Genomic DNA, 13,812 nt, shown 5'->3' with positions numbered 1-13,812 from the left:
CCCCGCCTTTTTGTTTGCGCGAACCGCGCTGCCAGAGGACACAAACGCGGTAGGGCCAACCCGTGGTCGGCGTACGCGTGACATGCCGCCTGATACCGCCGCCACGCATGGCGTGGCGCTACAGGCGCGCGCTTACGGCTTGGCGGTATCAGCCGCGGTGACCTGCGAATGCTTCACCGGCTCCACGCCCAGCGACGAGGTGGGGTCCACGATCACCATCGTCTCGGTGGACCCATCCGGCCACACCACCTGGAAGGTACTGCCGCTGGGCAGCGAAGCGAACGGCATGCCACTCTGCGCGCGATACACCGCAGCGACCTGACTGGCGCCGGCACGACGCACTTCGGCATCGGCCTTGACCGAGGTCAACTGCACTTTGGACAGGCTTCGGTAACGATCGTCATAGGTATCGATCATCACCAGACCCACCGCCCCGGCCGAGTACGCAACAAACAACGCCACCCAGAACCAGAATTTGGCACCGTGCAGGATTCGACGGTAATTCATCGCCCATTCCTCTGCTTGACCAGCTCTTCGACCAACACGTTCATTTTCCCCGCACCTTGCCGCGATACCGCGGCGTCATACACGAAAGTGGCAAAGTCCTGCCCACCGTCCTGCGAACAGATCCCTCCGTTCGCGCAGAAATTGTTCATCAGCACACTATCCGACCCGCACGCCATGCCCAGTTCGCAGGCCGCCAGCCGCCAGGCCAGTTCGCTGAACTGATCGCCGGCCACCATGCCGCTCATCGCACTGTCGCCACTGGCACGCTGCCCCATGCCCGGCGCCAGTGCCATGAAGGCCTCCGGATCACGCGACTCCATCACCCGCTCGACCAGCCCGCGGCGGTAGTCCGGTGCGGTTTCCAGTGGATGGCCTTCGGCGAACAGCGATGCCTCGGCCGCCAGGTTACCGGCCTTGGCGGCCTGCAGACGCTGACGCATGATCAGGGACCGGCCCAGATTGTCGCTGCTGACGAAGCCGGCGCAACGGCGCGAAACACGCTGGCGCGCGGTCACCATCGTTACAGACGCTTTCATGCCCAGCCCGGTCAACACGTCGTTGTCGAGTTGGTAGCCCCCCGGATCCATGGCGTACGTGGCGCAGTAATCGTACACACGGCTGACCATCCACCCGGCCTCGGCATTGCCGTTGGCGGCCTGCAGCTGCAGGCGCTGCGCATAGGCAAACAGATCGGTATCGCCTTCGATATCGGCGCGCAGGTCCAGCGGCAGGCCAGAGGCCACGGCCGTGCCACGTTCGCTGCCAAGCAGGCGCCGGGCGAGCTGCCGCGCTTCGGCCGGCACCGCGGTGGGCCCGCTGCCGGCCTGCGGCTCATCCAGATGCGACGCGGCCTGATCGGTATGCAGTACCCGATCGCCCGCGCGGTAGCCCACCACCCCGAGCAACGCCAGGGCTGGCACGACCAGCAACCAGGTTTTGAGGGTGGGCACGAGCGCCATGGGCAGGACGTCAGAGGGTGTCAGCGATAGACAGCAGAAATGCAAGTTTAGCAAGCAGCCGCAACGCTGTCTGAACGGGTCGTCGGGCCGATCTTACCGGCCGGCGAGACTGCCTCCCCGCGGTACCGCCGGGACCCGCGGCCCGCACTGGTCTAACATGCACGGTTTTCCGCCGGTCCCTGCCCCCATGCCCTTCCTGGAACTCACCCTGCACTGCACCGAAGCCACCCAGCCGCGCTATGAGAATGCGCTGGACGACGTGGGCGCGCTGGCGGTGACCCTGCTCGATGCCGATGCCGACACCAGCAACGAGCGCGCGATCCTGGAGCCGGGCGTGGGCGAGACCCCGCTGTGGAACGATCTGGTGCTGACCGCGCTGTTCCCGGGCGATACCAATGCGCTGGCCCTGTTGGCCGCGCTGGATGCGTTCGACCCCGGCCTGGACTGGGCCAATGCCAGCTTCCGCGCCGTGGCCGACGAAGACTGGGAACGCGCCTGGATCGACCAGTTCCAGCCGATGGCCTTCGGTGAGCGCACCTGGATCGTGCCGTGGAACCATGAACTGCCAGAGGCCGCGCAGGCCGAGGATGCCGCCGTGGTTCGTCTGGACCCGGGTCTGGCGTTCGGTTCGGGCACCCACCCGACCACGGCCCTGTGCCTGCGCTGGCTGGACGGCCTGGCCGCCGAGGGTGCGCTGGCCGACAGCACCGTGCTCGATTTCGGCTGCGGCTCGGGCATCCTCGCCCTGGCGGCGCTGAGGCTGGGTGCCGCGCGCGCGGTCGGCGTGGACAACGACCCGCAGGCAGTGCTCGCCACCGGTGACAACGCCGAGCGCAACGGCCTGCAGGAGCGCGTGCAGGTCTATCTGCCGGACGACGAGCCGCAGGCAACGTATCCGGTGGTGGTGGCCAACATCCTCGCCTCGGCACTGGATGCACTGGCCGATGTGCTGGCCGCGCGCGTCGCCCCGGGCGGCCGCATCGCGCTGTCGGGCATCCTGCATGGGCAGGAAGGCGAACTGCTGGAACGCTATGCCCCGGCCTTCGAACAGCTGGCGGTGGCGCAGGACGGCGACTGGATGCGCATCACCGGCGTCCGCCGTGCTTGAATAGCCCGACTCCTGCCCGGTCCCGTGCCCATGTCCGAGCCTCCGATGCCGCCGCGACGCCCGATCGCCACGTTCCTGCGTCCGTCGCCGGAGGCGCCGGCCGATCCGGCTGAGCCGCCTTCCGTGACCCACGATGAGGCGTCGGCAATGCCGACGTCGCCCGTGGACGATGGCATCGCGCCGTTGGCGGTGGAACAGGTGATCGATGCACAGCCGGTGCACGCGCCGCAGCGCCCGGCACCGGCGTTCGAACTCGACCTGCCACCTCCATCCGAACGCCCGCCCGTGGGCGACGCCGGGTCAGCGGCTACGTCGCCTGCTGACACGGCAGCGCCATCGATAGCGCCGCCGGAGGATGCCGACGCCCTCACTGAGGACGCGCGCGGCAGCGCCACCGCGGCGCCGCCGCTAGCCGACGCCATCACCACGCCGAGTTTCCTGCGCCTGCCCGGTGCGCGCCTGCGCACGCCGCGCTGGCAGTGGGGCATGGTTGCCGGGCTGGCCGCCGTGCTGCTGGTGCAGATCGCCGTGGCCGACCGCGATCGGCTTGCTGCCGATGCCGGCACCCGCCCGTGGATTGCCGGGCTGTGCGGCGTGCTGCGCTGTTCATTGCCGGCCTGGCGCGAGCCGGCGGCCTTCAGCATGCTCAGCCGCGATGTGCGCCCGGTTCCGGGCCAGGCCGGCGCGTTGCAGGTGCAGGCCAGCATCCGCAACGACGCACGCTGGGCCCAGGCCTGGCCGTCGCTGCGACTGTCGCTGTCCGATGCCGATGGCCGTGTGATCGGCACCAATGTGTTCGCGCCGGCCGACTATCTGGACCGCGCCACGGACCCGGCCGCTACGCTGGAACCGGGGCAAAGTGCGCAGATCGCCTTCCGCGTGCGCGAGCCTGCCGCGTCTACCGTCGCATTCACCTTTGAGTTCCTCTGAGGCGTCGCCGGGGGGCCCGGAGCGTGGCAGGCGACCGACGCACGCGCTAGACTGGCCCCATCACCCTTCCGCCGTGGGCTGTTGTCCGCCCCGGCTCTTGCACCGGGAAACTCCTTGAACGCTGTCCTTTCTCGTCCTGACAACAGTCGTGGCGCGCCCAAGCCACCCCTGCGCGAACACGTGGCCCAGTCGGTCAGGCGCTACCTGCGGGACCTGGATGGCTGCGATGCGGACGATGTCTACGAGATCGTGTTGCGCGAAATGGAAATCCCGCTGTTCGTGGAAGTGCTCAACCACTGCGAAGGCAACCAGAGCCGCGCCGCGGCGATGCTGGGCATCCACCGCGCCACCCTGCGCAAGAAGCTGAAGGAATACGGCATCGCCACCTGATGCCGGTGGGCAGGCGCGTAGTGCCTGGCGGGAGAAGGCCGGATCGAGCAGCGCTCGGTGCCGGCCTTCGTCGTTTCTGGGGCCATGCCAGCGCCACTGGCCTTACAATATGCCCCCGCTCCGCTTCGATCTCCTGCCCCCATGAGTTCCGATCTGCTGCCCGTGCGCCGGGCCCTGCTGTCCGTTTCCGACAAAACCGGTCTGATCGACCTGGCCCGCGCCCTGGCGGCGCGCAACGTGGAGCTGCTCTCCACCGGCGGTACCGCCAAGGCGATCCGCGAGGCCGGCCTGGCAGTGAAGGACGTTGCCGATGTCACCGGCTTCCCGGAAATGATGGATGGCCGGGTCAAGACCCTGCACCCGATGGTGCACGGCGGCCTGCTCGGCCGTGCCGGGCTGGATGACGCGGTGATGGCCGAACACGGCATCGGCGCGATCGATCTGCTGGTGCTGAACCTGTATCCGTTCGAGGCGGTCACCGCCAAGGCGGACTGCGCGCTTGAAGATGCCGTGGAGAACATCGACATCGGTGGCCCGGCGATGTTGCGTTCGGCCGCCAAGAACTTCGCCCGCGTGGCGGTGGCGACCGATCCGTCGCAGTACGCCGAACTGCTGGCCGAACTGGACGCCAACGACGGCAAGCTCTCGGCGGCCAAGCGCTTCGCCTTCTCGGTGGCCGCATTCAACCGCGTGGCCCAGTACGACGCGGCGATCAGCAATTACCTTTCTGCCGTGACCACCACCGACACCGCCGTGCCGGTGCGTGCGGAATTCCCGGCGCAGATGAATTCGAACTTCGTGAAGGTGATGGACCTGCGCTACGGCGAGAACCCGCACCAGAGCGGCGCGTTCTATCGCGACCTGTACCCGGTGCCGGGCACGCTGGCCACGTTCCAGCAGCTGCAGGGCAAGGAACTGAGCTACAACAACCTGGCCGATGCCGATGCGGCGTGGGAATGCGTGCGTCAGTTCGACGTGCCGGCCTGCGTGATCGTCAAGCACGCCAACCCGTGCGGCGTCGCCGTGGGTGCCGGCAACGGCGATGCCTACGAGCTGGCCTACGCGACCGACCCGACCAGCGCCTTCGGCGGCATCATCGCCTTCAACCAGCCGCTGGACCTGGCCACCACGCAGGTGATCCTGGACCGCCAGTTCGTTGAAGTATTGATCGCCCCGGATTACGAGCCGGCGGCGTTGGAATACGCCACGAAGAAGGCCAACGTGCGTGTGCTGCGTATTCCGCACGGCGACGGGCGCAACAACTACGACACCAAGCGGATCGGTTCGGGCCTGCTGATGCAGAGCGCCGACAACCGCGGCATGAGCCGCGACGAACTGACCGTGGTGAGCAAGCTGGCGCCGACCGACAAGCAGTTCGCCGATCTGCTGTTCGCCTGGAAGGTGGCCAAGTTCGTCAAATCCAACGCCATCGTCTACGCCAAGGACAACCGCACCATCGGTGTCGGCGCCGGCCAGATGAGCCGCGTCTACTCGGCGCGCATCGCGGGCATCAAGGCCGCCGATGCGAACCTGGTGGTGGAAGGCTCGGTGATGGCCTCCGATGCGTTCTTCCCGTTCCGCGACGGCATCGACGCCGCCGCTGCGGCCGGCATCAAGGCGGTGATCCAGCCGGGTGGCTCGATGCGCGACAACGAAGTGATCGCCGCGGCCGACGAACATGGCCTGGCGATGGTGTTCACCGGCGTGCGTCACTTCCGCCACTGATGCCCGGATCGACACGGATGTCTCCACGGCAACGCCACCGCCTTGCAGCGGTGGTGATCGCCACTGCTGCAGGGTTGGCTGGCTGTACGCCGGCCAGTGAACCCGCACCGCCGCAGGCAGTGCCCGATGCGGCCGCGGCGAAAGCCGCCCCGCACGCCCACGTCAGCCGCACGGAGCGCCTGCAGGCCTTCCTGACCGAGCGCTACGGCAAGGCCGCCAGGCTCTCAGGGACATGGCGTGGCAGCTGGACCCAGGACGGCGACACCCGCCTCACCGATTGGCATGTGTGTGCCGAGCAACCGGTGGTGACCGGCGACAGCTGGCAGCAGCTGTTGGCTGTCTGCGGCTCACCCCTCGAGAATGCCCACCCGGACCCGGGCGCGATCGACTTCTTCGTGCTGCGCCCCGAGGCGGACCGCTTTGCCGTGGCCGCCGAGCTGACCGGGCAGAACTTCGGCAGCCAGGGTGAACCCGGCACGGTGCAGATTCTCCGCGCCGGCAGCGACTTCTACGGTTTCCGCATCGAGCATGGCTGGTTCGGCCAGGGCTATTCGCTGATCACGCAGACGCTGGTGCTGCCTGGCCCGAGTGGGCTGGTGGAGGCCGGCGGGGTGCGCAGCCATATCGACAACAACGCGGCCTACGACTGCGACGATGCCGATGCGGAACCGGAGTGCCAGGCGCGGCTGTTCAACCTCGATTTCACCTTGTCCTTCGACAGCCGCGATCCGGCGGCGCGACAGTGGCCGCTGGTGATCGAAGAGACCGGCCTGGGGTGTGGCGGGCAGCCGGTGCGGCGCGAACATCGCTTCACCCTGGACCCGAAAGCGTGGACGTATGCGTTCCCCGAGGCGCTCCAGCGCGAAGGGTGCGAGTGATCCGTTCGTGGGCACTGGCAGGTGTGGCGCTCGCGCTGCTGGCCGGCTGCGAGCGCACACCTGCGTCTTCCGAACCCGCCAAACCACAGCGTGTGCTCAACACGACGCCGCAGCCGGAAGACATCGTCCGGGTCAGGGGCGATCACACCCAGCGCCTGCTGGCCTTCCTTCGCACGCGCTATGGCGACAAGGCCGGCCTGGATGCGCCGTGGAAGGATGCGTGGGAAGACACCGAGGTCGAGGCGCTGCGCCCGGTCACCCGCAGCGTGTGCGCGCGTGACACGGTCACGGCCGACGATCATGAGCAGACCCTGCTGGCGGTGTGCCAGACCTTGGACGACGCAGCCACGGTCGAGCCGGGCCGGGTCGATCTGTATGTGCTGCGCGTGGGCAAGGACGACGAAGAGGCCAACCGCGGCGGCATGTTCGCCCCACTGCCGGCCAAGGATCCGCTGCTGGTAATGGCCCAGCGCCTGCAGGGCCCATACGGGCGCCACGGCGCACCGGGTACGGTCCAGATCGCGCAGCTCGGCCCCAACGCCATGCCTTCCTCATCACCCATGAGGAACACCGGCGCGGCCATCGGCGCGCCTGGCGCAGTTACATCGCCGAGCACAACCATCGCCTGCGCGATGTCGCCCAGTACCGCGATCACCTCGACAATCTCGCCCTGCACGGCTGTGACGGCAATCCGGCCGACTGCGGCGAGGGCGTGTTCGCGGTCGATTTCAGCACGACGGTGGGCGACAGCAACGCCGTGGATGGCTACTGGCCGCTGACGGTGCGTGCCAGCGGCCACGACTGCACGGGCCCGGCGACCGAGTTCTACCACCTCATCTTCGATGCCCGGCAGCGCGCGTATCCGGTGCCGGAAGACCTCCAGCGCGACGGCTGCGCCGACAGCTGAGGCCGTGGGTTGCCACGGCAACCGACCGCCTGAATGCACCCGCCGCCCGCACCGCGTAAAATCACGTTCCTGCCCTCTTACGCGAGAACTGCATTGAAGATCCTGGTCATCGGCGCTGGCGGCCGCGAACACGCCCTGGCCTGGAAGCTGGCCCAGTCCGCGAAGGTCCGTGAGGTCATCGTCGCCCCCGGCAATGCAGGCACCGCCACCGAGCCCAAGTGCCGCAACGTGGACGTCAAGGTCACCGATCTGGACGGCCTGCTGGCACTGGTGGGCACCGAAGGCATCGGCCTGACCGTGGTCGGCCCGGAAGTGCCGCTGGTGGCCGGTGTGGTCGATCGCTTCCGCGCCGCCGGGCACCGCATCTTCGGGCCCACCGCCGCCGCCGCGCAGTTGGAAGGCAGCAAGGCGTACGCGAAGGACTTCCTGGCCCGCCACAAGATCCCGACCGCGTTCTATGCCGTGCATACCGACATCGACCCGGCGCTGGCCTACCTGCGTGAGAAAGGCGCACCGATCGTGGTCAAGGCCGATGGTCTGGCCGCCGGCAAGGGCGTGATCGTGGCGATGACCCTGACCGAGGCCGAGGACGCGGTGCGCGACATGCTCTCCGGCAATGCCTTCGGCGATGCTGGCGCACGCGTGGTGATCGAAGAATTCCTGGATGGCGAAGAAGCCAGCTTCATCTCGATGGTGGACGGTAAGACGGCACTGCCGATGGCGACCTCGCAGGACCACAAGCGCGTCGGCGACGGCGACACCGGCCCGAACACCGGCGGCATGGGCGCGTACTCGCCGGCTCCGGTGGTGACCGACGAAGTGCATGCGCGCGTGATGCGCGAGGTGGTCAACCCGACCGTGCAGGGCATGATCGCCGACGGCATTCCGTTCACCGGCTTCCTCTATGCGGGCCTGATGATCGATGCCAGCGGCGCGCCGAAGGTGATCGAGTTCAACGTGCGCTTTGGCGACCCGGAAACCCAGCCGGTGATGCTGCGCCTGCAGTCGGACCTGGTGGATCTGGTCGAAGCGGCGATCGATGAGCGCCTGGACACCGTGGAGGCGCAGTGGGATCCGCGCCCGTCCCTCGGCGTGGTGATGGCCGCCTCGCCGTATCCGGAAACCCCGATCACCGGCGACGTGATCCACGGCCTGGAAGCGGTCGCCGCGACGGCCAAGGTGTTCCATGCCGGCACCACGCTGGACGCGCAGGGCCAGGTGCTCAGCGCCGGCGGCCGCGTGCTGTGCGTGGCGGCATTGGGCGGCACGGTGGGCGAGGCACAGCGCAACGCCTACGCCGGCGTCGGTGCGATCCACTGGGCCCATGAGTTCCACCGCCGCGATATCGGCTGGCGGGCGATTGCGCGCGAGCATGGCTGACCTGGCACGGTCGGGGCCACGACCGATCGAAGCACTGCCCTGAGCGCCAGAAAGCAAAAAGGCCCGGCATCAAGCCGGGCCTTCTCGTGTGATCACGCCAGTCACTGCATCACGCAGTAAACAGCGCCTTCATCTTCTTCAGGGCGTTCGCCTCGACCTGGCGGATGCGCTCGGCGGACACGCCGTACTCATCGGCCAGCTCCTGCAGCGTCACCTTGCTGTCCGCGTCCAACCAGCGACGGCGGATGATGTCGCGCGAACGCGCATCCAGCTCGGCCATGCCTTCGCGCAGCAGCTGCAGCTGATTGTCTTCGCTGTCCATCCGCTCATACGCCATCGAAGGATCTTCTTCGTTGGCCCGCAGGTAGGCCGCCGGCGACGGCGGTGCATGATCGTCATCGTCATCGCTGGAGAGATCGAAACCGATATCGCGACCCGACAGGCGCGACTCCATCTCGAGCACTTCGCGCTCGGACACGTTCAGGTCCTTGGCCACCGCGCTGACTTCGGCCGCGTTCATCCAGCCCAGGCGGGTCTTGGACTTGCGCAGGTTGAAGAACAGCTTGCGCTGCGCCTTGGTCGTGGCGACCTTGACGATGCGCCAGTTCTTGAGGATGAACTCGTGCATTTCCGCGCGGATCCAATGCACCGCGAACGACACCAGGCGAACGCCCATGTCCGGGTCGAAGCGCTTCACCGCCTTCATCAGGCCGATGTTGCCTTCCTGGATCAGGTCGCCCAGCGCCAGGCCGTAGCCGTTGTAGCCGCGGGCGACGTGCACCACGAAGCGCAGGTGGGAATGGACCAGCTCGCGCGCGGCATCCAGATCCAGCTCGTCGCGGAAGCGGCGGGCCAGATCCTGCTCGTCATCGACCGACAGCACCGGGATCTGGTGCACGGCACCGATGTAGGCGTCCAGCGAACCGAGCGCACTGGGAATCGGGAGATTGTTTGCCACAAGGGCAGTAGAGGTGTTCTGGCTCATAGCACTCATCTTAGCAGTCCCGGAATTGGACTGCTAAAGGGGAAAGAAGTTCCAGCGTTCTGTTGATGGGATGCTGGTACAGATTGCCCGTCTAACGTACCGCGAAATGATGACAGTGGCGAGAGCCCGGGAACGAGGCAACAAACCCCATTGAATCAACAGGATACGATGATGAATCGGGGGATACCGCGTGTTTTCTGGCTGAACAGCCCGCAGGAAACGCCCATTCATCCTGGAAAAGTTGCCGGCAGTTCAGCCAGGCATGGCCTGGCCCTACCTCCTGCCCCCTCCGGAGCCGACCGCCAACACCGCGATCCCCGGTAGTGCCACGCCATGCGTGGCAGGCCCGAACCCACCGACGCCTAGTAATACCCCGCCATGTTCAAGAAGAACCCCTTCTGGTCGTACTTCAGCTCGGTCATGTCATCGCTGAATTCGGTGAAGTTGTAGCCCACCCCGACCTTGAAGTTCTCCCCCACCCGGCGGTCCACGCCCACCAGCCAACCTTTGCGCACGCCGCCGTCGCGCACCTTCAACCACCGGTGCTCGGCCAGGCCTTCCCACTGCGCGAACAGGCGATAGCGCAGCTGCAAGGCAGCGAAGTCGGCACGGCTGTCCAACCAGGCCCCCTCACCGCGCCCGGTGCGGTAGTCACCCCAGCGCGAAGCCAGCTTGCCGGCCACTTCCCAGCGCGCGCCCAGCTGACGGATCCCTTCGAGCGAAAGGATCTGCGAACGCTGGTCGTACAGGTTGCCGCCCTCCTGGCCGAGCGAGGCCACGTCGTAGAGATAGGTGAACTTGCCGAAGCCGGCCCAGCGCGTGTTGTCGTGCGGGCGCCAGGCGAAGCCCATGTTGGTCTCCACCAGCTTGGCATCGGCCAGGCGGTCAATGCGGTCTTCGGTATCGGCGTAGTTGGCGCGCAACGCGAAACGCCAGTCTTCGTTGAGCTTGTACAGCAGGCGGTTGGTGGTCACCCACTGCTCGCGCTGTTCGGCGCCACTGTCGCGGCGGTACTCCAGCTTGCTGTTCCACTGCGCCACCGCATCGGTGCGCCCGCCACTGACGCTGTAGGCGCGGCGATCGACACGGCCGACGGTGGAGTCCAGTTCGCCGTCCATGATCGTGAAGCCCAGGTTCCAGCCCTGCGCGGGATAGAAATCCATGCCGAAGGTATGCACGATGCCCGCGCTGTCCTGGCGACGATCCTTCAGATACTGGCTCTCGTTGTAGACGTTGACCTGGTTGCTCAGCCGCCAGCGCTGGCCCAGCGTCCAGCCACTCTGCAGGCCGGTATCGAACAGCGGATCGGTGCCGGTGCGGTCGGTGCTGTAGCTGTAACTGCCGTAGAGGCTGTGATCCGGTGCCATGCGGTACTCGCCATCGACCTTGGCACCATGGCCGCGGCTGCCACCACTCACTTCCGCACCGACACTGCTGCGATCACCGAACAGGTACCGCGCGCCGAGGGTCAGCAGGTCGTTCTTCTCGTAGGCACCGCCGTCATCGTCCAGCGTGACCTGCCCGGTGCCGTACAGCTCCCACGACGCGCCGAAGCGCTGGCGGTAGCCGATCGCAGCGAGCAGTGCATCCACGCTCTGCAGTTCCTGCTCCTCGCGCACGCGGCGCAGTTCACCGGTCAGCTGGCCGTCGTTGCCCAGCCGCCATTCGGCGGTCAGCTGGCTCTGCTCCAGGGCAAGTTCGCCCTGCTCGGTGCGGGTGTGGCGGCCGTACAGGCTGAGGTCGTCGGTGAGGTAGCCGAGGAACTCGGCGCCATACTCCTGGATCGGCAGGCCGGTGTCCTGGCGCGCAACCGAGAAGCCGGCATCGACGTCGCGCCACCACGCCCCCAGGCTCCAGTCCTGCGTGGTCCAGCCCAGCTCGCGCAGGTTGGCCCGCGCTTCCACTGCGCTGGCGGTGCCCGAGCGCCGGCCTTCGTACGGATTGCGGCGGATGAAACTCAGGCCGCCGTTGTCTGAATAGAACACCGGGGCGGCGGTCGCTTCGGTGCGGGTCTGCTCCATCTTCAGATAGGTGCCACGCCCGGCCTGCAGGGTGAGGTCAGCGCCTTTGAGGCTGTAGTTCTCACCGCTGCGGTTCTCGTCGATCCAGGTGCCGCCGATCGCCACGTGATCGCCGATCCACTGCCGGCCGCGCGCACCGTAGGTCACGTCATCGCTGCTGAAACCCAGAGGCACGTATTCGTAGTCCACCAGCAGCAGCTGGTCGTAGCCATCGAGCGGCATGTCGCGGGTGATGCTGCGCACGTTCTCGCGGGTCAGCTGCGCCAGCGGACGGGTCAGGATCAAACGGCCCTGAAGATTGTCGATTTCATAGTCCACGCCTTCCTGCAGCGTGGCGCGCGTTTCGGTGCGGCCGGTGGTGCGGTCGCGCACTTCCAGCACCACCTGCTCCGAACCAGGCAACACGTCGGTATGGCGCAGGTAATACAGGCTGCCGCCGGTGCCGAGGAATTCACTGTGGCCCGGGGCGGACTGCGCCTCGGAGCCGAACACCTTCACCTGCGAGCGCGCCTCGCCCAGCGGCGTGGCCTCCAGCGAACGCCAGTTCAATGCACCACCGTAGAGCGAGCGCACGTACTGGCCATACTCGGTACCGGTGATGCCGGTGGCGTAGTTGCCCCACACGGCCTGGCTCTGGTCCCAATCCACGCGCAGGTACAACCGCCCCTGCGTATCCACGTCGCGATAGGTGGTGGAGTCATCGCCATAGACCGGGTAGTACAGATCCGGATCCAGGCGGCGGAACACGTCCTGTGCGTCGGCCTGGGTGAAATCGCGGAACAGATACTTCAGCTCACGGTCCTGCGTGTCGGCCTGAGCAGTGACCAGGTATTTGCCGCGCAGCTTGCCCTTCAGATAGAACGCCAGCCGGCCTTCGCTGAGGAAACTGTCATCGTCACGATCATCGGCGGCGAGCGGCTGCAGATTGCCGCTGGCGCTGTTCTTGGAGACGGTGACATCGGCAATGGCGACCAGGAACAGGTAGCGGCCGGTGACATCCACATCCAGCTGACGCTGCGCGGAGGGTGCATCGCGTGATTCGACACTGACGTCGTAGCGATGCTCACCCACCGGCTCCAGGAACTCGGCCGCGAACTTCTGCTCCAGATCGACCGGGAAGTCCTGGCCGTTGATGCGCACGCGACTGTTGGGCTCCAGGTTGCGGCCATACAGGCGCACGCGCGACCCGTGGATGGGAATGTTCTGCAGGCGGAGCATGCTCTGCCCATAGATGCTGTTGCTGAGCTGCAGGTCCTGCGCGCTGTCGCCATCCAGCGCCTGGCCAAGTGTCTTCTGCACGCTCTCGCGGGTGATCTGCAGGCCACGGTCGAAATCGGCCGGGGTCACCAGTTGGATGCGCTGGAGGCGGGTTTCATCGAACGCACCACCAGTGCCGTAGGCGCGCGCCACGTAGATCAGCTCATCGCCGGTACGCAGCTTGATCTGCGGCGGCAACTCACCACTCCACTCCGCGTCGCCGACATAGTCCGCCGGCAGCTCGATGCGGGCCAGCGGCGTGACCAGATCCGTGTCGGTGCCGCGATACAGCGTCACCTCCAGTTTTTGGATGAACGAGGCGTAGTTGTTGTAGCTGTGGAAGCGCAGCGGGCGGATCACCCGGCCGTTCTCGAACGGCACCGTGGCGGCCGCCTGCACGCTCAGGCTGGGCGGGACCATGGTCGGGTCTTCGGTGGCCCACACCACGCCGCCGTTGGGCAGCTCGGCCATGAACTGGCCCCCACGCGCAGCGACATCCGGGGTGACTGCCGGCGATGCCGGCACCGCGCCGGCCGCGGGACGCTCCGCGCGGCCGGGTAGCGGCAGCGCCGGCTCGCTGTCATCGAGGATGCGCAGCAGCAGCCCGTCATCGTTGCGGCAGCTGTCGGCCTCGCAGCGGATCGGCGCGGGTGTCGGAACCGGTGTGACCGGCTGGGCGGCGGCCGGCAGTGCCAGCAGCAGCGCGCTGGCCAGGCCGAGGGTGAGGCGGCGGGAGATCGGGCTCGGAATCAGGGTCATATCCAT

Annotated in this window: 12 protein-coding genes; 8 read left to right on the top strand and 4 right to left on the bottom strand. The window is 67.2% G+C overall.

All coding sequences use genetic code 11. From position 1 onward, the window contains the following. Positions 1 to 132 precede the first annotated feature (132 nt). Both AC06E9_RS14135 and AC06E9_RS14130 read right to left on the bottom strand, forming a co-directional pair. Complete coding sequence (locus tag AC06E9_RS14135) at positions 133 to 507, bottom strand: hypothetical protein (protein ID WP_121040381.1); 375 nt, start codon at positions 505 to 507, stop codon at positions 133 to 135. Next, complete coding sequence (locus AC06E9_RS14130) at positions 504 to 1,466, bottom strand: hypothetical protein (protein ID WP_478056259.1); 963 nt, start codon at positions 1,464 to 1,466, stop codon at positions 504 to 506. The genes AC06E9_RS14135 and AC06E9_RS14130 overlap by 4 nt, the downstream gene beginning before the upstream one ends. Positions 1,467 to 1,653: 187 nt before the next feature. Between AC06E9_RS14130 and prmA the strand changes: the two genes are divergently transcribed. The 8 genes from prmA to purD all read left to right on the top strand — a co-directional run bounded on the left by prmA (position 1,654) and on the right by purD (position 8,784). Beyond that, the gene (gene prmA, locus AC06E9_RS14125; RefSeq protein ID WP_478056258.1) at positions 1,654 to 2,574 is read left to right on the top strand and encodes a 50S ribosomal protein L11 methyltransferase; all 921 of its coding nucleotides are present in this window, start codon (positions 1,654 to 1,656) and stop codon (positions 2,572 to 2,574) included. A gap of 30 nt (positions 2,575 to 2,604) precedes the next feature. Then, on the top strand, positions 2,605 to 3,504 hold the full coding sequence (locus AC06E9_RS14120; RefSeq protein WP_478056257.1) for a DUF3426 domain-containing protein: 900 nt from the start codon (positions 2,605 to 2,607) through the stop codon (positions 3,502 to 3,504). A gap of 114 nt (positions 3,505 to 3,618) precedes the next feature. Beyond that, on the top strand, positions 3,619 to 3,894 hold the full coding sequence (gene fis, locus AC06E9_RS14115; RefSeq protein ID WP_038685853.1) for a DNA-binding transcriptional regulator Fis: 276 nt from the start codon (positions 3,619 to 3,621) through the stop codon (positions 3,892 to 3,894). Between the two features lie 141 nt (positions 3,895 to 4,035). After that, entirely contained in the window at positions 4,036 to 5,619 is a 1,584-nt protein-coding gene (purH, locus tag AC06E9_RS14110; RefSeq protein WP_121040388.1) for a bifunctional phosphoribosylaminoimidazolecarboxamide formyltransferase/IMP cyclohydrolase, read from the top strand. 17 nt (positions 5,620 to 5,636) lie between these two features. Beyond that, positions 5,637 to 6,497 carry a hypothetical protein gene (locus AC06E9_RS14105; RefSeq protein ID WP_478056256.1) on the top strand — a complete coding sequence of 287 codons (861 nt, stop codon included), beginning with the start codon at positions 5,637 to 5,639 and terminating at the stop codon, positions 6,495 to 6,497. After that, positions 6,494 to 7,276, top strand: coding sequence for a hypothetical protein (locus AC06E9_RS14100; protein WP_478056255.1), 783 nt, complete (start codon positions 6,494 to 6,496; stop codon positions 7,274 to 7,276). The genes AC06E9_RS14105 and AC06E9_RS14100 overlap by 4 nt, the downstream gene beginning before the upstream one ends. After that, positions 7,237 to 7,404, top strand: coding sequence for a hypothetical protein (locus AC06E9_RS14095; RefSeq protein ID WP_478056254.1), 168 nt, complete (start codon positions 7,237 to 7,239; stop codon positions 7,402 to 7,404). The genes AC06E9_RS14100 and AC06E9_RS14095 overlap by 40 nt, the downstream gene beginning before the upstream one ends. A 93-nt stretch (positions 7,405 to 7,497) precedes the next feature. Further along, positions 7,498 to 8,784 carry a phosphoribosylamine--glycine ligase gene (purD, locus tag AC06E9_RS14090; RefSeq protein WP_478056253.1) on the top strand — a complete coding sequence of 429 codons (1,287 nt, stop codon included), beginning with the start codon at positions 7,498 to 7,500 and terminating at the stop codon, positions 8,782 to 8,784. 109 nt (positions 8,785 to 8,893) lie between these two features. On the opposite strand, the gene rpoH is transcribed toward purD, so the two are convergent. Both rpoH and AC06E9_RS14080 read right to left on the bottom strand, forming a co-directional pair. Continuing rightward, positions 8,894 to 9,769, bottom strand: a complete 876-nt coding sequence (gene rpoH, locus AC06E9_RS14085; RefSeq protein WP_019183519.1) for an RNA polymerase sigma factor RpoH — start codon at positions 9,767 to 9,769, stop codon at positions 8,894 to 8,896. A 362-nt stretch (positions 9,770 to 10,131) separates the two neighbouring features. Further along, the gene (locus AC06E9_RS14080; protein WP_478056252.1) at positions 10,132 to 13,812 is read right to left on the bottom strand and encodes a TonB-dependent receptor; all 3,681 of its coding nucleotides are present in this window, start codon (positions 13,810 to 13,812) and stop codon (positions 10,132 to 10,134) included.

It is taken from the genome of Stenotrophomonas sp. Steno-Z10-BAI (genome assembly GCF_056393115.1).
The sequence above is the reverse complement of the archived record's forward strand: the minus strand, read 5'-3'. Positions and strand labels throughout refer to the sequence as shown.

Coding starts and splice junctions, on each gene's coding strand:
- prmA (WP_478056258.1), top strand. CDS start 1,654: ATGCCCTTCCTGGAACTCACCCTGCACTGCACCGAAGCCACCCAGCCG.
- AC06E9_RS14080 (WP_478056252.1), bottom strand. CDS start 13,812: ATGGATATGACCCTGATTCCGAGCCCGATCTCCCGCCGCCTCACCCTC.
- AC06E9_RS14120 (WP_478056257.1), top strand. CDS start 2,605: ATGTCCGAGCCTCCGATGCCGCCGCGACGCCCGATCGCCACGTTCCTG.
- purH (WP_121040388.1), top strand. CDS start 4,036: ATGAGTTCCGATCTGCTGCCCGTGCGCCGGGCCCTGCTGTCCGTTTCC.
- rpoH (WP_019183519.1), bottom strand. CDS start 9,769: ATGAGCCAGAACACCTCTACTGCCCTTGTGGCAAACAATCTCCCGATT.
- AC06E9_RS14105 (WP_478056256.1), top strand. CDS start 5,637: ATGTCTCCACGGCAACGCCACCGCCTTGCAGCGGTGGTGATCGCCACT.
- AC06E9_RS14130 (WP_478056259.1), bottom strand. CDS start 1,466: ATGGCGCTCGTGCCCACCCTCAAAACCTGGTTGCTGGTCGTGCCAGCC.
- AC06E9_RS14135 (WP_121040381.1), bottom strand. CDS start 507: ATGAATTACCGTCGAATCCTGCACGGTGCCAAATTCTGGTTCTGGGTG.